Annotated in this window: 23 protein-coding genes and 1 tRNA gene; 14 read left to right on the top strand and 10 right to left on the bottom strand. The window is 71.1% G+C overall.

Annotated features, from left to right (window positions below; translation table 11 throughout):
- Positions 1 to 102: 102 nt before the first annotated feature.
- Positions 103 to 516, bottom strand: coding sequence for a DUF7144 family membrane protein (locus BLT99_RS12190; RefSeq protein WP_092672815.1), 414 nt, complete (start codon positions 514 to 516; stop codon positions 103 to 105).
- Between the two features lie 173 nt (positions 517 to 689).
- On the opposite strand from BLT99_RS12190, the gene BLT99_RS12185 reads away from it, so the two are divergent.
- The 6 genes from BLT99_RS12185 (at position 690) to rplA (ending at position 6639) form a co-directional block, all read left to right on the top strand.
- Complete coding sequence (locus tag BLT99_RS12185; RefSeq protein WP_229724444.1) at positions 690 to 3809, top strand: hypothetical protein; 3120 nt, start codon at positions 690 to 692, stop codon at positions 3807 to 3809.
- A gap of 64 nt (positions 3810 to 3873) precedes the next feature.
- Positions 3874 to 3946: transfer RNA gene (locus BLT99_RS12180), tRNA-Trp, on the top strand.
- A gap of 41 nt (positions 3947 to 3987) precedes the next feature.
- A complete protein-coding gene (secE, locus tag BLT99_RS12175) occupies positions 3988 to 4263 on the top strand; it encodes a preprotein translocase subunit SecE (RefSeq protein WP_092676262.1) in 276 nt (91 codons plus the stop codon).
- Between the two features lie 66 nt (positions 4264 to 4329).
- Positions 4330 to 5253, top strand: coding sequence for a transcription termination/antitermination protein NusG (gene nusG / locus BLT99_RS12170; protein WP_092672812.1), 924 nt, complete (start codon positions 4330 to 4332; stop codon positions 5251 to 5253).
- A 170-nt stretch (positions 5254 to 5423) separates the two neighbouring features.
- Complete coding sequence (rplK, locus tag BLT99_RS12165; RefSeq protein ID WP_092672809.1) at positions 5424 to 5852, top strand: 50S ribosomal protein L11; 429 nt, start codon at positions 5424 to 5426, stop codon at positions 5850 to 5852.
- Between the two features lie 97 nt (positions 5853 to 5949).
- Positions 5950 to 6639, top strand: a complete 690-nt coding sequence (rplA, locus tag BLT99_RS12160; protein ID WP_092672806.1) for a 50S ribosomal protein L1 — start codon at positions 5950 to 5952, stop codon at positions 6637 to 6639.
- Positions 6640 to 6729: 90 nt separating this feature from the next.
- On the opposite strand, the gene BLT99_RS12155 is transcribed toward rplA, so the two are convergent.
- From BLT99_RS12155 to BLT99_RS12140, 4 genes are all read right to left on the bottom strand, one after another.
- A complete protein-coding gene (locus tag BLT99_RS12155) occupies positions 6730 to 6963 on the bottom strand; it encodes a hypothetical protein (protein ID WP_092672803.1) in 234 nt (77 codons plus the stop codon).
- Positions 6960 to 7292: a DUF2188 domain-containing protein gene (locus tag BLT99_RS12150; protein WP_092672800.1), complete on the bottom strand. Its 333-nt coding sequence runs from the start codon at positions 7290 to 7292 to the stop codon at positions 6960 to 6962. The genes BLT99_RS12155 and BLT99_RS12150 overlap by 4 nt, the downstream gene beginning before the upstream one ends.
- Positions 7293 to 7409: 117 nt before the next feature.
- Positions 7410 to 7625 (bottom strand): hypothetical protein, encoded by a 216-nt coding sequence (locus tag BLT99_RS12145; protein WP_092672797.1) that lies wholly within the window; start codon positions 7623 to 7625, stop codon positions 7410 to 7412.
- 57 nt (positions 7626 to 7682) lie between these two features.
- Complete coding sequence (locus BLT99_RS12140) at positions 7683 to 7952, bottom strand: acylphosphatase (protein WP_092672794.1); 270 nt, start codon at positions 7950 to 7952, stop codon at positions 7683 to 7685.
- An 85-nt stretch (positions 7953 to 8037) separates the two neighbouring features.
- Between BLT99_RS12140 and BLT99_RS12135 the strand changes: the two genes are divergently transcribed.
- The 4 genes from BLT99_RS12135 to BLT99_RS12120 all read left to right on the top strand — a co-directional run bounded on the left by BLT99_RS12135 (position 8038) and on the right by BLT99_RS12120 (position 12210).
- A complete protein-coding gene (locus tag BLT99_RS12135; RefSeq protein ID WP_092676259.1) occupies positions 8038 to 8394 on the top strand; it encodes an iron chaperone in 357 nt (118 codons plus the stop codon).
- A gap of 23 nt (positions 8395 to 8417) precedes the next feature.
- Complete coding sequence (locus BLT99_RS12130; RefSeq protein WP_092672791.1) at positions 8418 to 10046, top strand: helix-turn-helix transcriptional regulator; 1629 nt, start codon at positions 8418 to 8420, stop codon at positions 10044 to 10046.
- 49 nt (positions 10047 to 10095) lie between these two features.
- Positions 10096 to 11721: a helix-turn-helix transcriptional regulator gene (locus tag BLT99_RS12125; RefSeq protein WP_092672788.1), complete on the top strand. Its 1626-nt coding sequence runs from the start codon at positions 10096 to 10098 to the stop codon at positions 11719 to 11721.
- Between the two features lie 117 nt (positions 11722 to 11838).
- Positions 11839 to 12210 carry a hypothetical protein gene (locus BLT99_RS12120; protein ID WP_188434355.1) on the top strand — a complete coding sequence of 124 codons (372 nt, stop codon included), beginning with the start codon at positions 11839 to 11841 and terminating at the stop codon, positions 12208 to 12210.
- Here BLT99_RS12120 and BLT99_RS12115 read toward each other — a convergent pair.
- The 4 genes from BLT99_RS12115 to BLT99_RS12100 form a co-directional block, all read right to left on the bottom strand.
- Complete coding sequence (locus tag BLT99_RS12115) at positions 12207 to 13727, bottom strand: APC family permease (protein WP_092672785.1); 1521 nt, start codon at positions 13725 to 13727, stop codon at positions 12207 to 12209. The two genes, BLT99_RS12120 and BLT99_RS12115, sit on opposite strands and share 4 nt — an antisense overlap.
- Positions 13728 to 13904: 177 nt before the next feature.
- On the bottom strand, positions 13905 to 15269 hold the full coding sequence (locus BLT99_RS12110) for an NAD-dependent succinate-semialdehyde dehydrogenase (RefSeq protein WP_092672782.1): 1365 nt from the start codon (positions 15267 to 15269) through the stop codon (positions 13905 to 13907).
- A 107-nt stretch (positions 15270 to 15376) separates the two neighbouring features.
- Complete coding sequence (locus BLT99_RS12105) at positions 15377 to 16123, bottom strand: PDC sensor domain-containing protein (RefSeq protein WP_133988413.1); 747 nt, start codon at positions 16121 to 16123, stop codon at positions 15377 to 15379.
- Positions 16104 to 16874 (bottom strand): GntR family transcriptional regulator, encoded by a 771-nt coding sequence (locus tag BLT99_RS12100; protein WP_092672776.1) that lies wholly within the window; start codon positions 16872 to 16874, stop codon positions 16104 to 16106. The genes BLT99_RS12105 and BLT99_RS12100 overlap by 20 nt, the downstream gene beginning before the upstream one ends.
- Before the next feature lie 196 nt (positions 16875 to 17070).
- Here BLT99_RS12100 and BLT99_RS12095 point away from each other — a divergent pair, with 196 nt between their 5' ends.
- The gene (locus BLT99_RS12095) at positions 17071 to 17718 is read left to right on the top strand and encodes a GNAT family N-acetyltransferase (RefSeq protein WP_092672773.1); all 648 of its coding nucleotides are present in this window, start codon (positions 17071 to 17073) and stop codon (positions 17716 to 17718) included.
- Positions 17719 to 17786: 68 nt separating this feature from the next.
- Here the strand turns inward: BLT99_RS12095 and BLT99_RS12090 are convergent, their stop codons facing one another.
- Complete coding sequence (locus BLT99_RS12090) at positions 17787 to 18116, bottom strand: hypothetical protein (protein ID WP_092672770.1); 330 nt, start codon at positions 18114 to 18116, stop codon at positions 17787 to 17789.
- Positions 18117 to 18419: 303 nt separating this feature from the next.
- Here BLT99_RS12090 and BLT99_RS12085 point away from each other — a divergent pair, with 303 nt between their 5' ends.
- The 3 genes from BLT99_RS12085 to BLT99_RS12075 all read left to right on the top strand — a co-directional run bounded on the left by BLT99_RS12085 (position 18420) and on the right by BLT99_RS12075 (position 20892).
- Complete coding sequence (locus BLT99_RS12085; RefSeq protein ID WP_092672767.1) at positions 18420 to 19238, top strand: amino acid ABC transporter substrate-binding protein; 819 nt, start codon at positions 18420 to 18422, stop codon at positions 19236 to 19238.
- A 159-nt stretch (positions 19239 to 19397) separates the two neighbouring features.
- Positions 19398 to 20063, top strand: a complete 666-nt coding sequence (locus BLT99_RS12080) for an amino acid ABC transporter permease (protein WP_229724442.1) — start codon at positions 19398 to 19400, stop codon at positions 20061 to 20063.
- On the top strand, positions 20050 to 20892 hold the full coding sequence (locus BLT99_RS12075; protein WP_092672761.1) for an amino acid ABC transporter ATP-binding protein: 843 nt from the start codon (positions 20050 to 20052) through the stop codon (positions 20890 to 20892). Before BLT99_RS12080 ends, BLT99_RS12075 begins: the two co-directional genes overlap by 14 nt.
- Positions 20893 to 20903: the final 11 nt, after the last annotated feature.

Raw genomic sequence — 20903 nt, 5'->3', positions numbered from 1 at the left:
GGTGGCCGGGCACCCGGCGCGCGCTCGAAAGCACGGAAGGGCGCCGCGGCGGTTCCCCAGGCCGCGGCGCCGGCGCCCGCCCCCACGGGCGCGCCCTCGTCGTCAGGCGTCCCTGACTGCGAGCTCCTTGCCGTGCACCGTCAATGCATAGATGACGAGGATGTCGAGCGTGATGACGATGAGCGACCACCAGGGCTGCTCCGTCAGGAGGAAGAGATGGCTGACGGCATTGATGCCCGCGAGGATGACCGCCACCACGCGTGCCCACGTCGCACCCGTGAACAACGCGAGCGCGACCAGGATCAGCACGATGCCGAAGATCAGGTGCCACCATCCCCAGCCCGAGACGTCGAAGAGGAACAGGCCCTCCTCCGTCGCCACGAAGTACGCGCTCCCCGGCTGCAGGATCGCGATGAGGCCGTAGATCGCGTCGATGGCGCCGGCGATGATCAGGATGGTGCCGGCGAACCAGCCCCAGCCGACCCATCCGGTCACGCGGGGAGTCTCAGTCGTCATGTGGCGGTGCTCCTCTCTCTGCGGCGGCCGCTGCGGGGCGCGACGACCCTGCCGATGGCGCACACGGTACGCCTGGCGGAGAGCGCGGGGTGGGCCATACGTCCCGTGCATCCGACGCGCGGTGCCGCCCGAAGTGGGACGATCGTCCCACTCGTGTTACGCTGCGCCGCGTGATGACGCACCCCCGGCGACGGCCCCTGCGCGTCGGGGTCGCGATCCTGGTCCTGCTCGCGCTCGGCGCGGGCCTCGCCGTACTGCTCACCGATGCGCTCGGCATCCGGTCCGAATCCGCCGACGTCCCGGCCGAGACCGCGTCCGTCGCGGAGGTGGCGCCGACCGCCCTGCCGCCTCGGTTCACCGAAATCGATGCGCCCGAACTCCCGCGCGTGCACGCAGCGGTCGACGAACTGGAAGCGGCAGTCGCCGCCGCGTCCGGGACCGCGGGCAGTGCGACGCTCCGAGTCCGGTTGGCTCCTGAGCCGACGCCCTCCGACCCGGCCGATCCGACCGACGAGTCGTACGTGCTAAGGGGAACGCCCGACGCGCTGGAGATCCTCGCCGCGAGCGAGGCGGGCGCCGTGCGCGGCGTCTACGACCTCGCGGCCGCGGTGCGCGACGGCCGCCCGGTCGCCGAGCGACTCGGCGACACCGTCGAGTCGCGACTGCCCTTCCGCATGGCCGACCTCGGCGCGGTCGGGGTCGCCGTCGACGAGGCGGCCTGGGCGGCGGGCGACGACTACTCGCACAACTCGAAAGCGTTCGAGGACGTCATCCTGCCGGACGCGCCCTACATCGACGAGGGCGCGCTCGCGGTCGCACGCGACGAGTTCGACGCGTACGTCGCGCACCTGCTCGCCGAGGGCTACACCGCGGTCACCGTGCCGGGGCTGCTCGAGTACCTCACGTTCTCCGACGTCGGCGACGGCAGCGAGGTGTACGGGTCCGACGACGAGCACGTCGCCCGGGCGCTCGCGATGCGCGAGGCGTTCGGCCCGATGTGGGAGTCGGCGCACGACGCCGGTCTGCAGGTCTTCCTCCGCACCGACATGCTCGTGGTCACCACGCCGCTCGAGGAGTACCTCGAGGAGCGGTTCGGCGGTCTCGCCACAGACGACCCGGAGTTCTGGGGCGTCTACGCGGCCGGACTCGACGAGCTCTACCGCGAGATGCCCTACCTCGATGGCGTGCTCATCCGGATCGGCGAAGCCGGGCAGGTGTACGACCTGCCCGAATGGGACTACCGCAGCGAACTGGCCGTCACAACCGTCGACGCCGTGCGTGCGATGCTCACGACGCTGCTCGCCCAGGCCGAACGGGCCGATCGCGAGCTCATCTTCCGCACCTGGAGCGTGGGCGTCGGCGCCGTCGGCGACATGCACACGAACCCCGACTCCTACCGGGCGGTGCTCGACGGCATCGACTCCGACCGCCTCATCGTGTCGACCAAGTACTCGCTCGGCGATTTCTACAGCCACCTGCCGATCAACGACACGCTCGAGATCGGCGACCACCGCCGCATCATCGAGTTCCAGAGCCGTCGCGAGTTCGAGAACTTCGGCGCGTTCCCGAACGACCTCGGCCCGCTCTACGCGCACGCGTTCGACCGCCTGCTCGCGGCCAACCCACACATCGAAGGCATCTGGACCTGGACCCAGGACGGCGGGCCGTGGCGGGCCGGACCGCTCTCGCTCGAGCTCAAGGCGGGCCTCTGGCAGCTCGCCGAGCTCAACACCGAGCTCGCGGTCCGGCTCGCGCGCGATCCCTCACTGGACCCGGCGGCGATCACCGCCGACTGGGCCAGGCGCTGGTTCTCGGACGACCCGGACACCGTTCGCGCGATCTCGGCGGCCATGGCGTCGTCGCGCGAGGCGATCACGGACGGGCTCTACATCGGTCCGTTCGCCGACCGGCGCGTGTTCGCGATCGGCCTCGAGCCGCCGCCCATGATGTGGATCTTCGAGTGGGACATCCTCACGGGCGACAGCGCCTCGCTCGACGTGATCTACGAGATCTCGCGCGACGACCTCGACGAGGCGATCGCGGGCGGCGACCGCGCACTCGACGCGGTCGGCCGCATGCGCGAGGGCATCGCCGCGACGGATGCCGCGACCTGGCGGGATCCCGCACTGCACCGGGCCTTGCTCGACACGCTCGACTACGAGGCATCGACGCTCGGCATGCTCGCCGAGTACCGCGAGATGGTGCTGCGGAAGGCGCAGTGGCACGACACTCGCTCGCCCGAGGCGTTCGCCGCGTGGGATGCCGCGCGCGCGGCGTTCCTCGAGCGCGCCGAGTCTCACGAGGCGGCGTACGCGAACGACCCCTACCTGCCCGCCTACAACCTGACGGCCGCCCGGCTCGGGCTCGACCGCGCCGAGCGGGACCCCGGGATGGCGTGGGCCTCCGGGGCGCTGCTCGCCGTCGTGGTCGCATGGCTGGCCTTCGGCGCCACGGCGCGCGCCCCGCGGATCGCCCGCTGGCCGGGGGCTCGCGCGGCGCGGGCGCTGTGGATCGGCGGGACGCGTCCGTGGCGGGCGGCGGAGGTCGCCGTGTCGCTCCGGGCGAGCGACCGGGTGCTGCTCGTCGCGGTGCCTGCGCTCGCGCTCGTGCTGAGCCGTGCAATCCTGACCTGGTTCGCGGCACCGGCGCACCTGGTGGCCACGCTCGGGGCGTGGGTCGTGTTCGCCGTGGTGCTCGCGGTCGTGGCGGCGGTCGCGCGAGTGCCGTGGACGCCGCTCGCCGCTGCGGTCGGCGGGGCGGCGCTGCTGCGCGTCGCACTCCTCTCGGCGGTGCTCGTGCCGAGCGGTCCGGGCGGGTACTGGTTCGGCTTCTGGACCGATCCCGCGGCGCGGTCGGCCTACGTGACCGTGGCCTTCGCCCTGTTCGCGTGGGTGCTCGTGGCCGGTGCATGGGCGCTCGCCGCCCAGGTCGGCACGCGACGTGCCATCGGGGCGGTCGCCCTCGCCGCCGGCAGCGCGCTCGCGTCGATCGCGACCCTCGTCGGCGCCATCGGCCTCGAGCGCGCGCTGACCGCGTGGAACGACCAGATGGCGCTCCTGCCCTGGGGCCTGTCGCGCATCCTCGGCATCACGGTGTACCTCGACATTCCCGCGGATGCGCCGTGGTGGATCGCGGCGGCGGGCGCGATCGGCGCCCTCGGCGGCCTCGCGATGCTCCTCTTCCGCGGGCGTGCGCGGGGGAGCCGGCCCGGTTTGGCGCACCCCACGGCGTCGCATACACTTGGTGAGGTTGTTGAAGTCGACCAAGATCGATCGCGCCTTCCGGCGGGGTGAACCTCGCGGAACGGGCGTCCGGCAGGTGGCTTCGACCCTGTGATCCGGCGCCGCCGGGTCGCATAGGGCGGTGGCTCAATTGGTAGAGCAGCGGTCTCCAAAACCGCAGGTTGCAGGTTCGAGTCCTGTCCGCCCTGCGAGTCGGCCGGCGATGGCCGGCCCATGAAAGGTGTACGAGGTGGCCCGGAAAGTACTCGACGAGCCCAGCGAGGACGTCGTCGCCAATGCCAAGCGCGAGCGCGCGGCACGGCGCAACCCCTTCGCCAGGATCGCCCTGTTCATCCGGCAGGTCTTCGGCGAGCTGAAGAAGGTCGTCACGCCCACCCGCCGGGAGCTGTTCAGTTTCACCACGGTGGTCCTGGTCTTCGTCGTCATCATGATGGCGATCGTCTACGGCCTCGACCAGCTGTTCAGCCTCCTGGTCGTGTACGTCTTCGGTACGCCGGGGGTCTGATCGGGCCGTCGGCCCGCACCCGCCGCGCGAACCCGCGGCACGGCAGCAGAGAAGGATTGAGGAACAGTGACCAGGAACGAGCGCGAGGACGTCGACTGGGCCACCGCCGCTGAGCAGTCGTCCGAGGTCGAAGAGGCCCAGGAGGGCGGCACCCAGGAGCACGACGAGGACTCGGTCGAGCCGGCCGAGCACCGTGCGGTGCACGTCGTCGACGACGAGGGCAACGACATCGACCTCGACGCCGTACTCGACTCGCTCGCTGAGGCGACCGACCCCGAGGCCGACGCCGTCGTCGACGACGCCCTCGAGATCGACTCCGCCGAAGAGGCCGAGGCCGCCTTCGAGGCGGTCGTCGAAGAAGACGAGGAGCACGACCCGTACGACGCGTTCCGGAACGAGCTGCGGTTCCTCCCGGGCAAGTGGTACGTCGTCCACTCCTACGCCGGATTCGAGCGCCGCGTGAAGGCGAACATCGAGCAGCGTCGCGAGACCATGGCGATGGCCGACTTCATCCACCAGGTCGAGGTCCCCATGGAGGACGTCGTCGAGATCAAGAACGGCCAGCGCAAGATGGTCACGCGCGTGCGCGTGCCCGGCTACGTGCTCGTCCGCATGGACCTCAACGAGGAGAGCTGGTCGGTCATCCGCCACACTCCGGGCGTCACCGGCTTCGTTGGCAACGCCCACAACCCGACGCCGCTGCGCTTCGAAGAGGCCTTCAACATGCTGAAGAGCCTCGTCGACATCAAGGACGTCGCGCCCGCCAAGGGTGCGAAGGGCGCCGCCGCCGGCGGGGCCGCCCGCCAGATCCCCGCCGAGGTCGACTTCGAGATCGGCGAGACCATCACGATCAAGGACGGCTCGTTCGCGGGCCTGCCCGGCACGATCAACGAGATCAAGCCCGAGAGCGGCAAGCTCACCGTGCTGGTCTCGCTGTTCGAGCGCGAGACCCCGGTCGAGCTCAGCTTCGACCAGGTCACCAAGCTCTAAACCGCATACAGCCAGCGCGCAGCGACCCTCCGGTATCATCGGAGGGTTGTGCTGCGTCCAGGCAGTACTGGATCAACAGCACACAGACCACCGCAGCCCGGATCCGCCGGAACTGCGGGAGAGTGCCCCGGCCCATTCGACCGGGCGTTCGACACAGGAAGAGAGAAATCATGGCACCGAAGAAGAAGGTCACTGGTCTGATCAAGCTTCAGATCAAGGCCGGCGCCGCCAACCCCGCCCCGCCGATCGGTCCGGCGCTGGGTCAGCACGGCGTCAACATCATGGAGTTCTGCAAGGCGTACAACGCCGCGACCGAGGCCCAGCGCGGCAACGTCATCCCGGTCGAGATCACCGTCTACGAGGACCGCTCGTTCACGTTCGTCCTGAAGACCCCGCCCGCCGCCGAGCTCATCAAGAAGGCCGCCGGCGTCGCCAAGGGCTCGGGCGTCCCGCACACCACCAAGGTGGGCAAGATCACGCAGGCCCAGGTCCGCGAGATCGCCGAGTCCAAGATGGTCGACCTCAACGCCAACGACATCGACGCCGCGTCGAAGATCATCGCCGGCACCGCTCGCTCGATGGGCATCACGGTCGAATAAGGCCCGAGCGGATGCCGCGGCATCCGTCACCACAGAACTCTCATCCGTGGCAGCGCCCGCCAGGCGCGATGACCACACTCTCTCAAGGAGAACCAACATGGCACAGAAGTCCAAGGCCTACCGGGCCGCGGCCGAGAAGATCGAGGCCGGCAAGTACTACACCCCCACCGACGCGGTCGCCCTCGCGAAGCAGACCGGCTCGGCGAAGTTCGACTCGACCGTCGAGGTCGCGCTGAAGCTCGGCGTCGACCCCCGCAAGGCCGACCAGATGGTGCGCGGCACCGTCATCCTGCCGCACGGCACCGGCAAGACCGCGCGCGTCATCGTGTTCGCTACCGGCCCGGCCGCCGAGGCCGCGATCGCCGCGGGCGCTGACGAGGTCGGCGGCGCCGAGCTCATCGAGAAGGTCGCCGGCGGCTACACCGCGTTCGACGCGGCCGTCGCCACGCCCGAGCTGATGGGCCAGGTCGGTCGTCTCGGCAAGGTGCTCGGCCCGCGCGGCCTCATGCCGAACCCCAAGACCGGCACCGTGACCCCCAACCCGGCCAAGGCCGTGGAAGACATCAAGGGCGGCAAGATCGAGTTCCGCGTCGACAAGCACGCCAACGTGCACTTCGTCGTCGGCAAGGCGTCGTTCTCGCAGGAGCAGCTCGACGAGAACCTCAAGACCGCCCTCGAGGAGGTCGTGCGCCTCAAGCCGTCGAGCGCCAAGGGCCGCTACATTCAGAAGGGCGCCGTGTCGACCACGTTCGGCCCGGGCATCCCGCTGGACGTCAACTCCATCTGATCTCGGTCCACCGAGACCTGAAGGGCCCGCCGGTTCGCCGGCGGGCCCTTCGTCGTCCTGCTCGAGCCGACGGGCTCGCGCTCGTGAGCGTCAGCCCTCCCCTTCGGGCTCGTCGTCGAGGTCGACTTCCTCGCCGGCGAGGTCGTTCTCGGCGTAGACCGGCTCCTGCTCCCGCGGCATGCCGCCCGTCGGGCCGTCGTTGCCGTCGCCGGGCCCCGGAAGCACCGTCTCGCCGGCCACGGCGTCGTTGGTCACCGTCTGCTTCGCCTCGAGGTCACCCTCGATGACGTCGTCTCCCGTGAATGCGTCGCGTGCGTCGCTCATGCTCCCGCGTCCTCCGCTCGTGCCTCGATCGGGCCGTCTTGGGGTACCCCGGCGGCACGCTCCGGCCGGGTGCCGTCGCCCGGGTCGGCCGGGTCCACCGGCGACCCGGCGTCCTGGTCGATCTCGACCGCCTCGTCCTCGTCGGTGATGGCACCGGTCTCGTCGGCGTCGATGACGCGGTGGGCGGTGCCGTGCAGGGCTGCGAGCTCGCGGCCCGCGTCGATCGCCTCCTCCTTCGTCCGGTAGCTCTGCGAGCGCTCCGGCTCGCCCACCACTCGGTTCACCCACTGTCCCCGCTTGGAAATGGTCTCCACATCGCCGTCGGCCATCGGTCCGCACCGTCCTTCCCTCGGGCCCGCAGCGATCGCGCGCGACCCGAGAGGCCAGTCAACGCCGGTGCGGGGCTCGGCGACAGTCGTTGACAGCACGCCGTTCGGCGGTCAGGATCAGCGGTCGTCGTCGAGGACGTCGCCGAAGTCGTCCTCGTCGACCGTGTCCTCGTCCTCCTCGTCGACTTCGGAGAGCCCCTCGCGCTCGAGCGCGTCGAGGTCCAACTCCTCGTCGGTGAGCACGTGCTCGCCCGCAACCGCGTCGTTGACCACCTGCTCGCGCCACAGCTCCTCGTCCTCACCGGCGGGGTCGTCGCCCCAGGCGTCGCTCATGGGTGCTCCTTCCGTTGGTCGAGCCGCCGCGCGGCGCTCGGGCCGCCGCGCCATCCGTCATCCCGTCACGCGAAATCCACGCTCGCCCGTCGGCTCGAGATCGGTCGTGCTGATGGACGTGACGTCCGCCCCCGGCGGACCGTCGTCGAGCCATCCCAGCATGGCGTCGACCGAGGACTCGTCGCCCTCGATCTCGGCCTCGACCGCACCGTCGGACCGGTTGCGGATCCACCCGGCCACGCCGAGGCGCTTGGCCTCGAGGAGCGCGCTGTAGCGGAATCCGACCGCCTGCACGCGGCCGTGGACGATGACGCGCTGCCGGATCATGCGACCCCCTCGTGATGAGGGTAGACCGCATGCGGGGGCGGCGCACGGATGCCGCGGCGTGCCGCGCGCGCGTACCATGACGCGCATGGGGGAGATGACGGACTACATCGCGGGCCTCGACGAGCCCGACCGCTCGGCGATGGCCGAGGTGCAGCGTGCGGCGCTCGATCTCGTGCCCGAGGCGGTCGAGGGCGTGAGCTACGGGATGCCCGCCTTGCGCTACCGCGATCGACCGCTGCTCTCGGTGATGCAGGCCAAGGGCCACATCGGCCTCTACCCCTTCAGTCCCGCCGTCGTGGATGCCGTCTCCGGCGAGCTCGGCGGGTACTCCTTCTCGAAGGGCACCATCCGCTTCACCGCCGACCATCCCCTGCCCGATGGGCTCGTCGATCGGATCGTGGCCCTGCGCCGCGACGAGATCGACGCGGCATCCGCCCGCTGAAGAGGCCCGACCGGCGGAGCGAGATGATCCAGTCCAGCACCATCGAGTCGGGCCGCGCCGCCGCGACGGAGCTGCGCTGGGCGGAGGCGTACGAGCGACTGTCCATCGCCGACGCCGACGGCGGTCTCGCGCCGCCCGACCTCGAGGTGCTCGCGACCGCGGCCCTGCTCCGCGGCGAGGGCCACGCCGCGCTCGACGTGATGACGAGGGCCCACGAAGCGTACGTCGTGCACGGCGACGTCGAGAGCGGAGCCCGAGCGGCGGCGTGGATCGCCGTCTACCAGATCGAGCTCGGCGAGTTCTCGCACAGCTTCGAGTGGATCCCGAGGGCTCGCCGGCTCCTGACCTCGCTCGCCGAACCGTCGACGTCGGTCGTGGGTCTCGCGATGGTGCCCACCACGGTCGCATCGATCGCGAGCGGAGACCACCTCGGCGCCGAGCGTCAGGCCATCGAGATCGAGGAGATCGCCGAGCGGTTCCGGGACCTCGACCTCGCGGCCATGGGAGCCTTCCTGCGCGGCTACTGCGTGCTCGAACTCGGCGACGACGGCGCGGGCTTTGCGCACATGGACCGAGCGGTCGCCGCGGTCGAGCACCGCGCGACGTCCCCGGTCTTCTCCGGCTTCATCCTGTGCACCGCGGTGGGCATGGCGCATATCGGGTTCGACCTCGCGCGAGTCGTCGCATGGACCGCGGTCCTCGACGACTGGTGCCGGGGCCAGCCGGAGCTCGTGGCGTACGACGGGCAGCGGCATGCCCTGCGTTCCGCGCTCCTCCGGTTGCAGGGCGCGTGGGACGAGGCGTCGACCGAGGCGGAGCTCGGGATGTCGCGTTTCCGGGCGGGCGACTACCGCGCCATGTGGGGGGCGCCGTACTGGTACGGCGAGCTCCAGCGGCTCCGCGGCGCATTGCACTCGGCCGCGGAGTCGTTCCGGCGGGCGGGTGAAGCCGCCTGGGATCCGCATCCGGGTGCCGCCATGCTCCTGCTCACCGAGGGGAAGGTCGAGCGCGCGCAGGAGCAGATCCGGCGCAGCGCTGCCGACGCGGACCGCTTCATGCGGCGGTACCGGCTCCCCGCCATGGTCGAGATCGAGATCGCGGCCGGAGACCTCGAGGCGTCGCGTCGGGCGCTCGCCGAACTGCGCGTGCGGGCCGGCTCGACCCCGTCGCCGATGCTCGCGACCGTGATCGCGTTCGCGACGGCGCAAGTGCGGCTCGCCGAGGGCGATGCCGCCGAGGCGCTCGTCGCGGGGGGCGAGGCGGGCAGCGGATGGCGCGAACTCGGCGTGCCCTACGAACTGGCTCGGAGTCGCGTGCTCCTCGGGCGGGCCCTCCGGGCGCTCGGCGAGGCAGAACGGGCGCGCGCCGAGTTCGAAGCGGCGCGCGCGGGATTCACCGAGCTCGGCGCCGTGCCTGCGCTCGTCGAACTCGACCGGATCATGGGTTCCGGGCGGGGCAGCGGCGCCCTCACCGACCGGGAGTTGGAGGTGCTCCGCCTCGTGTCGACCGGTCTCACCAACCGGGCGATCGCCGAGCGCCTCTCGCTCAGCGAGAAGACCGTGGCACGGCATCTCAGCAACATCTTCGCCAAGCTCGGCTTGTCGAGCCGCGCCGGAGCGACGGCCTACGCCTACGAGAACGGCCTCGTGTGAGCGGCCGCATAGGGTGTCGCCCAGGCTCGCGCGACGGCGGCGGCCCGCGATGACGGCATCCGACGCGCTCGACACCGGCCGCGCCGCATTCGCCGAACGACGTTGGGCGGAGGCGCACGAACGGCTCGCAGAGGCGGATTCGGCGGGCGGGATCAGTCCCGCGGACCTCGAGCTCCTCGCGACGGCGGCGTTCCTCCGCGGACGGGGCGAGGAGTGCGTCTCGGTGCTCACGCGGGCCCACGCCGCCTTCGCCTCCGCGGACGACGCCGAAGGTGCCGCCCGCACGGCCGCCTGGCTGGCCCTCTACCAGATCGAGCTCGGCGACCTCTCGCACAACTTCGAGTGGGTGCCTCGCGGTCTCCGACTCGCCGCAGCCGTCCGCGATTCGAGCTCCGTGATCGGCCTCGTCCGGCTCCCGCCGGCGATCGCGCAGCTCGCCAGCGGCGATCCGGTCGGGGCCGAGGCGCGCTTCCGCGAGATCGGCGACATCGCCGATCGGACGCAGGATCCCGCCCTCGCCGCCCTGGCGCTCTTCGGTCGCGGCATGTGCCTGACCGAGATCGACGACGGCGAGGCGGAGGGAATGGCCTGCCTCGACGCGGCGGCGGCGGCCGTCTCCGACGGGAAGGTCTCGCCGGTCGGCTCGGGCATCATCCTCAGCACGGTCGTCTCGGTCGCCCACACCGCATTCGACCTGACGCGAGCCATCGGGTGGACGAAGGTGCTCGACGACTGGTGCCGAGACCAGCCCGAGCTCGTGGCGTACAGCGGCCAACGGCACGCGCTCCGGGCGGCGCTCCTGCTCCTGCAGGGGGCGTGGGCGGAGGCCGCCGCCGCCGCGGAGCTCGCGATGGCGCGCCTCCGAGCGGGCGACTACCGTGCGGCGTTCGGGGCGCCGTACTGGTTCGGGGAGGTCCAGCGCCTGCTCGGGGCGTTCCACTCGGCCGCGGAGTCGTATCGGCGAGCCGGCGCGACGGCGTGGGACCCGCAACCGGGCTCCGCCCTCCTCGACCTCGCCGAGGGGAGGGTGTCGCGTGCGCGCGACGAGATCCGGCGCACCGCCTCCGCGGTCGGCGACTTCGCCCGTCGACACCTGCTCCCGGCGGTCGTCGAGATCGAGGTGGCGGCGGGTGAGACCGGCGCGGCACGAGCTGCCCTCCGCGACCTGCTTCGACTGGGCGCCTCGGCGTCGACGCCCATGTTCGCCGCCGTTCGTAGCCACGCCGAAGCGCAGGTCCTGCTCGCAGAGGGCGACGGAACCGGAGCACTCGAGGCGGCGCGGGCGGCCGCCGACGCGTGGCGCCGCATCGGCGCCCCGCACGAGACGGCGCGCAGCCGAGTGCTCGCCGGCCGAGCGCTGCACGTGCTCGGAGAGCCGACGCGAGCCCGCGCCGAGTTCGACGCGGCCCGAGCCGTCTTCCTGGAGCTCGGCGCCGATCCCGCGCTCGCCGAGCTGTCGAGTGCCGCCGGCGAACGGAGGGGATCCCTGCTCACCGGCCGCGAGGTCGAGGTGCTGCGGCTCGTCTCGACCGGGCTCACCAATCGGGCGATCGGCGAGCGGCTCTCGCTCAGCGAGAAGACCGTGGCCCGGCATCTCAGCAACATCTTCGGCAAGCTCGGCCTGTCGACGCGCGCGGCCGCCACGGCGTACGCGTACGAGAACGGGCTCGTGTGACGGCTCCAGGTCGGGCCCCCTCGGGACCGTCTGCGTAGGATTACCCATGCCGCGCTCGGACCGAAGATGGGGCGTACGCCCGACGCGGCGCGCGGGCCGCGCTCCTACCTTGGGGTCATGGACATCCCGATGATCGCAGGAACGGTCGCGACCGTCGTGTTCGCGGTCAGCAACCTGCCGATGGTACGCAAGGCGCTGCACACGCGGGATGTCTCGTCGTACAGCGTCGCGAGCCTCGCGATGATCAACGCCGCGAACGGCCTGTACTCGCTCTACGTCTTCACCCTGCCGGTCGGTCCGATCTGGGCGCTCCACACGTTCTACGTCGTCTCGTGCGCGATCATGCTCGCCCTCTGCGTGGCGCAGCGGCGGGCCGCCGCACGCCGCGCGACCGAGCACCGTCCGATCGACGACTCGCCCCGCCGCGCACGGCGACGCCCCGGCACCCGTGGGCACCGGGGCGTCGCCGCGACCGGCGTCTCCGCCTAGCGGACCGCCGCCTCCTCCGCGCGCCGGCCATGGTGCGCCCGCAGCCGATCGGCGACCTCGATCGCGTCTCCGGCCGGGGCATCGGAGAGCCGGTCGGGCCGGGCGACCAGCAGGTAGACCAGGCCGGTGCCGAGCACCACGCCGAGTCCGATGAGCACGATCCAGTCGGCGACCGGCTCGCCCGAGGTGCCCGGCGTCGCGAGCAGGATCATCGCGAACACGCCGTACGCCAGTGCGGCGATGTTGACGACCATGCCCCAGCGGCCGAGCGAGAACGGACCGGCGGGCTTCCACCCGCGGAACCGCTGCCGGAGCGAGGCGAGCACGACCATCTGGAACGCGACGTAGATGCCGAGCACCGCGAAGGCGGTCACCGGGTACAGCAGGTCGGCGTTCAGCCACACCAGCACCGCGATGAGTGCGGGCACCGTGCAAGCGACGATGAGCGCGTTGGCGGGGACCTTGCTGCCCTCGGTGACCTTGGAGAGCCAGCGGTGGGCGGGGATCATGCCGTCGCGCGCGAACGAGAAGAGCAGTCGGCTCGCGGCCGCCTGGAGGCTCAGCACGCAGGAGAGGAACGCCGTGATGGCGACGACGAGGAACAGCTTCGCGCCGACCGGCCCGAGCGTGGACTCGAGGATGGCGGGGATCGGGTCTGCGTCCTCGCCCGCGACGATGGACTGCAGGTCGGGTGCGGCGAGCACGTACCCGCCGAACGAGAACAGCGCCGAGACACCGCCGACGAGGATCGTCAGCATCATTGCCCGCGGGATGCGGCGGGCCGGGTTCTCGACCTCTTCGGCGACGTCGCCGCACGCCTCGAAGCCGTAGAAGAGGAACAGGCCCGCGAGCGCCGCGCCCATGAAGGCCGTCAGGTAGCTCCCGTCGCCCTCGACGCCCATGGTGTCGAAGAACACGCTGAACTCCTGCTTGCGCTGGAAGATCAGCAGGTAGAGGCCGAGGCCGATGACGCCGATGAGCTCGGCGGCCAGGCCGATGCGCGCGACGCGGGCGAGCCACTTCGTGCCGGACAGGTTGATCACGAGGGCGATCAGCAGGAGCCCGAGCGTGATCCACAGCGTCGTGTCGGCGGTGTGCTCGACGCCGAACAGGCTCGCGGCGAACCCGGACCCGTATTCGGCGACCGCGGTGATCGTGACGATCATGGCCCAGATGTAGACCCAGGCCGCAATCCAGGCGTATCGGCGACCCCAGAGGCGCCGTGCCCACGGGTAGATGCCGCCGTGGATCGGGTACTGCGAGACCACCTCGCCGAACACGAGCGAGACCAGCAGCTGTCCGGCCCCGACGATGACGATCCACCAGATGGACGGCGGTCCGCCGACGGTGAGCGCGAGCGCGAACAGCGAGTACACCCCCACGAGCGGGGAGAGGTAGGTGAAGCCGAGGGCGAAGTTCGCCCAGAGGCTCATGGAGCGGTTGAACGAGTCCTCGTAGCCGAGGACCTGGAGGTGTTCGCCGTCGCCGAGTTCGGCCGGCTTCGCGGGTTCGGACATGTCTGCCTTTCGGGGGTGATCGTCGTTGATCGCGCCCTCCCACCCCGGGCGCCGGTCGCCAGCTTGCCATACCTTCGGCACTAAAGCTATAGCACCGGATGATTGATTTCCGCCCGCACCCCTGGCATGCGACGAGCCCCCGGACCGTACGGTCCGAGGGCTCGTGCGCTGCAGTCGTCAGCCGACGCGGATGAGCTTCTTGTTCACGAACTCGTCGGCGCCGAACCGGCCGAGCTCGCGGCCCGAGCCCGAGCGCTTCACGCCGCCGAAGGGCAGCTCCGCGCCATCCGCCAGCACGACGTTGACGAACACCATGCCGGCCTCGATGCCGTTCGCGACGCGGTCGGCCTGCTCGGGGTCGGTCGTGTAGACGTACGAGCCCAGGCCGAACGGGATGTCGTTGGCGATGCGCACCGCGTCGTCCTCGTCGGTGGCGCGGTAGACCTGCGCGACCGGGCCGAAGAACTCCTCCTTCGACGCGGGGTTGTCGGACGCGACATCCGTCAGCACCGTCGTCTGGAAGAACGCGCCGTCGCGCGTGCCGCCGTGCACGAGCTTGGCACCGTGCTCGACCGCGCGCTTGACCTGCTCCTCGAGGCCCTCGGCCGCCTTGAGCGAGGACAGCGGCCCGAGCGCCGAGTCGGACGAGGTCGGGTCGGATGCCTCGACCTCGGCGATCTTCGCCGTGAACTTCTCGAGGAACGGCTCGTACAGCTCGTCGACGACGATGAAGCGCTTGGCCGCGTTGCACGACTGGCCGCTGTTGTCGAGTCGCGCGTCGACCGCGTTCTGCACGGCGGTGTCGAGGTCGTCGGTCGAGAGCAGGATGAACGGGTCGGATCCGCCGAGCTCGAGCACGACCTTCTTGAGGTGACGGCCCGCGATCTCGGCGACCGCGGCGCCGGCACGCTCCGAGCCGGTGAGCGAGACGCCCTGCACGCGCGGGTCGGCGATGACGGTCTCGATCTGCGCGTGCGAGGCGTAGATGTTGACGTACGCGCCCTCGGGGAAACCGGCGTCGGCGAAGATCTTCGCGATGGCCGCGGCCGACTCGGGGCACTGCTCGGCGTGCTTGAGCAGGATGGTGTTGCCGATGATCAGGTTGGGACCGGCGAAGCGCGCCACCTGGTAGTACGGGAAGTTCCACGGCATGACGCCGAGGAGCACGCCGAGCGAGCTGCGGCGGATGACGGCGGAACCGTCGCCCGCGAGGAGGCTGACCGGCTCGTCCTTGAGGAAGTCGGCCGAGTGGTCGGCGTAGTACGTGTAGATGTCGCCCGCGAAATCGGCCTCGGCGAGGGCCTGCTCGATCGGCTTGCCCATCTCGCGCACGATGATCTCGGCGAGTTCCTGGCGCCGCTCGACGTGCAGCTCGCCGACGCGCCGGATGAGCGCCGCGCGCTCCTCGACGGTGGTCGACTTCGCCCAGGTGCGGTGCGCCTCGGCGGCCGAGGCGATCGCCGCCTGCAGCTCGTCGTCGGTGATCGTCGGGTAGGTCGTGAGGACCTCGCCCGTCGCAGGGTTGGTCACGGCATAGCTCATGGGGTTTCTCCTTCTCGGTGCACCGCGCCGTTGGCCACCCGGGCAGGTCGAAGGGTCGTCTGCCGCGGTGCATACGCTCGTCGTTCAAAGATATATCAGCGCATGATTTATTTCGAGGCGGATGCTGCGGGGCCTGTGAGCACGCGGAAGGGTGTCCCGGAGCACGGCTCGGCGGCCGCCCATTCGACGGCGATCTGTCCGACCTGGAGCGTCGGCTCGGTCGAGAGCACGACTCGGCCGTCCTCGTTCACGAGGGCGAGCGGCTCGGGAACGTCGAGGAACGCGGAGAGCAGCTCGTGCTCCAGGCGGCGCACCGCGACATCCGCCCCGACGACGCCCACCATGCGGACGTCATCGTCAGCGGCGCCGGCGCCGCGGGCGTGCACGGGCATCGTCAGCGTGAGGATGTAGTCGCACGTGCAGAGGTGGTCGACGTAGGGGCCGGTCACATGGGCGTGCCGCGTGGTGGCGGGGATGCGGTACCACTCGAGGGCGCGGAAGTCGCGGAGGTACTCGGTGTAGCCCCGCGTGGAGAGGTCGAGGCGCGTGGGCTCGGTCGTGGAGCCGAGCACGGGGTTGGCCTCGAGGGGTCCGAGCCACCACGCGAAGTGCACGTCGCGGCCGCGCACGATCTCGCCGTCGGCGATGACGCCTGCGCCGACGAGCAGCGGGTCGTCCTCGACGAGGTGCGGGAGCACGAGGTCGGCGACGGCCGAGTCGAGCTCGGCGGGGCGCATCTCGGGGGAGTGCGCGATCAGCTGCTCGATGGGCGTGCGCCACGCGGCGAGCTGGTCGAAGACGGTCGTGAACACGCGCGTCACCGCCGCGGCGACCTCAGGCGCCGAGCGGCTCATCGAGTGCACCCCCTCGCTCGATGCGCGCCTTGGCGGAGAGCAGCTGCTCGGACAGGCCGCGCACGAGCGCGCCCGCGGCCTCGCGGGCCCGCGCCGGACGGCGCGCGGCGATGGCCCGGACGATCGCGCGGTCGTGAGCGACCACCTCGGACCGGGCCGCGTCGTCGTCGAGGCCGAGGAGCAGGAGCGGACCGAATTCGGCCTGCAGCCGGATCTGCTCGCGCACGAGCCGCGCCGACTGGCTGAGCACGGCGACCTCGAGGAAGAACCCGCCCTGATTGGTGCGGGCGGATGCCGCGGTGCCGAAGTCGGCGGCGGCGAGCCAGGCGCCCAGGCGCTCGCCGTCGGCGTCCGCCGCACGCTCGGCGGCGCGTTCGGCCGACCCTGCGAGGATGGCGCCGAAGTACACGGCCATGTCGCTGAGCTCGACCTGCGCGAGCCCTCGCAGGCGTGCGGTGAGGAGCGAGCGGTGTCCGCCCTCGTCCTCGACGACGAAGCTGCCGCCGTCCCGCCCGCGCCGCGTCTCGACGAGACCGGACTCCCGCAGGATGCCGAGCCCCTCGCGCACGGTGATGAGCGCGACGCCGAAGCGTCGGGCGAGCTCGGGTTCGCTCGGCAGGCGCTCGCCGGCGTGGAGCACGCCGAGCACGATGCCGTCGGTGAGGCGCTGGGCGACCTGCTCGGCGCGGCCGGCGTCGGCGAGCTGGGCGAAGACGGCTTCGCGCGCCCCCGGACCCACCCTCGTCTCCATGCGACTCAGGCTAGTCGAGCGGATCGGGGCCGAACCGCGCCCCGCCGCAGAATCATTCGCTTTAGGAGGAATTCCTGCTTCCGCGAGAGTATGCCGAACGACGGGAACGGGCGCGGTACGGCGTGGTTCGGCATACCCTCGCCGCGGGGTGCGAGGCGGGCGCGTGAGCGGATGCTGCGGCCGATAGGGTCGTGCGATGGATCTCGAGGACGTCTGGCCGCTGTTCCGCCTCCGCCTGCGAACGCCCCGGCTCGAACTGCGGCTCGCGCGCGACGAGGACCTCGGACCCCTCGTCGACGCGGCGCTCGCCGGCATCCACGACCCGTCGGTCATGCCGTTCGCCGCGCCGTGGACCGATGCGGAGCCCGATGTGCAACGGCGCGGTCTCGCGCAGCACGTCTGGCGGCAGCGTGCGGCGCTCGAGCGCGACGAGTGGACCCTGCTCTTCGCGGTGCTGCACGACGGCGTGCCCGTCGGCCTGCAGGACGTGCGCGGCCACCGGTTCCCCGCACGGCGGACGATCTCCACCGGCTCATGGCTGACCGCCTCGAAGCAGGGACTCGGGCTCGGGAAGGAGATGCGCGCCGCCGTGCTGATCTGGGCGTTCGACCACCTCGGCGCCGAGGTCGCCGAGACGAGCGCGGCCGACTGGAACGGTGCCTCATTGGGCGTGACGAAGTCGCTCGGGTACCGCGAGAACGGCGTGAGCCGATTGGAGACCCGCCCCGGTGAGGTCTCGATCGACGTGCGATTCCGCCTCGAACCCGGGTGGCTCGTGCGACCTGACTGGACGCTCGAGGTCGACGGCGCCGGTGCGGCGCGGGACGAACTCGGACTCGAGTAGCGCCGAGCACGGACGCGAGAGGCCGGCACCCGCGACGGGTGCCGGCCTCTCGGTCGGAGCGCGGCGCGTCAGTTGACGCCGGGGATCACGACCCATCCGAGCGTCAGCACGAGCCAGATGGCCGTCAGCACGAGCGCGATGATCGTCAGCGTCCGGCCGGTGCGGCCGCCGGCGAACATCGCCACGGCGAGCACGATGAGCAGCGCGATGCCGAGCGCGAGCGAGCCGAACGGGATGCCGGGCAGGAACAGGGAGAGCAGGAACAAGGCCGCGACGACGATCTCGATGATGCCGACGACGGTCGAGCCGCCGCGCGCCCGCAGACGCCAGATTCCGTCGACGAGTCCGAGCACGCCGGCCGCGAGAGCGATGAGGAGGAGCCAGGTCAGAGTGATCATGGGATTCCTTCGGGTTGGTGTGGGGTCACCGCGACGAGGGATCCGGTCCCTCGACGGCGCCAGCGTAGCGGCGACGCGATCCGCGCCGTCGACGGTTGCGAAACGACGCGCCGAACGTGTATGCCCGCCCGCGCATGTCGACGGATCCCGGCCGAATCCCGGCTGATCGGGAATGGAAACGGGGCGTCATCCGGTTTCACCCCGTGGCCGCGGCCGTGATGGACTCGTCATGCCGGAGGCCCACCGAGCCACCGCCTCGCGCCCGATGCGCACTCCCCGAACGTCACGAACGGAGCACCCCCCATGTCACGAACCCGCACCATCCTCGGCGTCGCCGCCGCGTCCGCCGCCGTCCTCGCGCTCGCCGCGTGCTCGAGCGGTGACTCCGGCTCCGGTTCCGGCGAGGCGAGCGGCGCGGCCGACGACTACGGGCTGGTGTCGGACGGCACGCTCACCGTCGCCACCGAGGGCACGTACCGGCCGTTCAGCTTCCATGAGGACGGCTCGGGCGAACTGGTGGGCTACGACGTCGAGATCGCCGAGGCGGTCGCCGACAAGCTCGGCCTCGAGGTCGAGTTCCAGGAGACCCAGTGGGACGCGATCTTCGCGGGCCTCGACGCGGGCCGCTTCGACGTGATCGGCAACCAGGTCTCGATCACGCCCGAGCGCGAGGAGCAGTACCTCTTCAGCGAGCCGTACACCGTCTCGCGCGGCGTCATCGTCGTGAACGAGGGCGACTCGTCGATCTCGTCGTTCGACGACCTCGACGGCAAGACCACCGCGCAGTCGCTCACGAGCAACTGGTACGAGCTCGCGACCGAGTCGGGGGCGAAGGTCGAGGCGGTCGAGGGCTGGGCCCAGGCCGTCGCGCTGCTCGAGCAGGGCCGCGTCGACGCGACCATCAACGACGAGCTGACGTTCCTCGACTACCTGACCACCACGCCGGACGCCCCGATCGAGGTCGCCGCCGAGACCGACGAGACCTCCGAGAGCGCATTCGCGTTCACGAAGGACAAGGAGGCGCTCGTCGAGGCCGTCGACGAGGCGCTCGCCGAGCTGCGCGACGAGGGCGTGCTCGCCGAGATCGGCGAGAAGTACTTCGGCGCCGACGTCTCGCAGTAGTCCGCACCGGTTCCGGCGGTGCCGCGTGATCGCGTGCGGCACCGCCGTCGTCCGTTCGCACCGGTTGCCGCGCCATGACCGTCGGCCACGCCGCGGATGGCAACATGGGGCGCAGGGTCCGCGGACGCGGCATCCGTGCGCCCGGAGGGACGTGAGCTCGTGAACGAGAACCTGCAGCTCCTGCTCGAATCGGTCGGGCCCCTGGTCCTCGGCGCGGTCACGGGCACCATCCCGCTCGCGCTCGCGTCGTTCGCCATCGGGCTCGTGCTCGCCCTGGCCGTCGCGCTCATGCGCCTCTCGAAGAACCGGATCGTGTCGAACATCGCCCGGTTCTACGTGTCGGTCATCCGCGGGACGCCGCTGCTCGTGCAGCTCTTCGTGATCTTCTACGGCATGCCCTCGATCGGCATCACGATCGACCCATGGCCGAGCGCGATCGCCGCGTTCTCGCTCAACGTCGGCGGCTACGCGGCCGAGATCATCCGGGCCGCCATCCTCTCGGTTCCGAAGGGGCAGTGGGAGGCGGGGTACACGATCGGCATGTCCAGCGCGACGACGCTGCGTCGCGTCATCCTGCCGCAGGCCGCGCGGGTGTCGGTGCCGCCGCTCTCGAACACCTTCATCTCACTCGTGAAGGACACGTCGCTCGCGTCGCTCATCCTCGTGACCGAGATGTTCCGCGTCGCGCAGGAGATCGCGGCGTTCAGCACCGAGTTCCTGCTGGTGTACCTCGAGGCCGCCCTGATCTACTGGGTCATCTGCCTGGCCCTCTCGGGTGGGCAGTCCGCGCTGGAGAAGAGGTTGGACCGCTATGTCGCGCACTGAACCGCCCCAGCCGCCGGTGCCGCCGTCCGGCGGCGACCCGCTCGCCCCACCGCAGACCGGGTCGACGGATGCCTCGGTGCTGCTGTCGGCACGCGGCATCCGCAAGTCGTTCGGCACCAACGAGGTGCTGCGCGGCATCGACTTCTCGGTGCGACGCGGCGAGGTCGTGACGCTCATCGGTCCCAGCGGGTCGGGCAAGACGACCGTGCTGCGCTCGCTCAACGGCCTCGAGACCCCGGATGGCGGCGAGCTCGCGTTCGACGGCGGGCCGACGATCGACTTCTCGCGTCCGCTCGCCAAGGCCGACCGGATCGCGATGCGCGACCGGTCCGCGATGGTGTTCCAGCAGCACAACCTCTTCCCGCACATGACCGTGATCGAGAACGTCGTCGAGGGGCCGATCCGCGTGCAGCGCGTGCCGAAGGCGCAGGCGCTCGCCGAGGCATCCGCACTGCTCGATCGCGTGGGCCTCGCCGAAAAGCGCGACGCCTACCCGTTCGAGCTCTCGGGCGGACAGCAGCAGCGCGTCGGCATCGTGCGCGCGCTCGCGCTCAAGCCCGACCTGCTGCTGTTCGACGAGCCGACGAGCGCGCTCGATCCCGAGCTGGTCGGCGAGGTGCTGCACGTCATCAAGGAGCTCGCCGACGAGGGCTGGACGATGGTCGTGGTCACGCACGAGCTCGCGTTCGCGCGGCAGGCGGCGCACGAGGTGCTGTTCATGGACGGGGGCGTGATCGTCGAGCGCGGGGCGCCCGGCCAGATCTTCACCAACCCGCGCGAGGAGCGCACCCGCAGGTTCCTCGACCGGATCCTGCGACCCATGGACTGAGGATCGTCGGA

This window comes from Agromyces flavus, assembly GCF_900104685.1.
Lineage (GTDB): Bacteria > Actinomycetota > Actinomycetes > Actinomycetales > Microbacteriaceae > Agromyces > Agromyces flavus.
The sequence above is the reverse complement of the archived record's forward strand: the minus strand, read 5'-3'. Positions and strand labels throughout refer to the sequence as shown.